Below are 678 nucleotides of genomic sequence, written 5' to 3'. Positions count from 1 at the left end.
CCCGAGCAGTTCGCCGAGCTGAGTCGCACGCTGGATCTGGGTGGCCAATACCAGACGCACCTGGACAGTGTGTTCAAGCCCGTCACGCTCGATGGGCAACCACCGGGTTCGGCAGCACAGGCGGTCGCCAGCGCTTTCATGACCAGCGAGCGTGATGCGTTTGAGGTGCTGGCGCACACCGCACGGATGAAATATCACCTCACCGCAGACGCCTACAATTTGCTGCTCGAAGTGGTCAAGCCCGACGGCAATCCGTGCTGGCACGGTAGCCCGGCGCGCTATCGCCAGTTACACATGCTCGATACCTTTGCATTTCCCGGCAGCACGTTATACGGCGCGTTGCTGATCGAGCCTGATCTGCCTGGCGACGATTTGCCCTGCGTGGTGTACCTGCCCGGCGATCCCGAAACGCCACTCAAGGAATACGCTTCCTTTACCGCATTCACCAATGAGCTGCGCGGGAAGCTCCTCTACCAGCAGTATCAGGAATACTTTCAGCGCTTTGTCAGCCTTGAGCAAAGCCACCTTTTTTTCCGCAAGCTCAATGAGCGTCTGATCCCGATGCGTCCAGTGCCGGGTGATGAGGGCCTGTCGGCACCGATGTTCGATGCAAATGCTGAGCTTTTTCTGGAAAAACGCGCAATCGACAAGCCGCCGTTCGAGGCGCTCTACGAGCAC

General features: G+C 58.8%; 1 protein-coding gene. It reads left to right on the top strand.

What is annotated here, in order from left to right:
- The coding region (locus ACP7E4_RS30470) for a dermonecrotic toxin domain-containing protein (RefSeq protein ID WP_426119992.1) at nucleotides 1-678 on the top strand (678 nt) is incomplete at both ends.

The organism is Pseudomonas sp. DSP3-2-3 (genome assembly GCF_049898225.1).
GTDB lineage: Bacteria > Pseudomonadota > Gammaproteobacteria > Pseudomonadales > Pseudomonadaceae > Aquipseudomonas.
The sequence above is the reverse complement of the archived record's forward strand: the minus strand, read 5'-3'. Positions and strand labels throughout refer to the sequence as shown.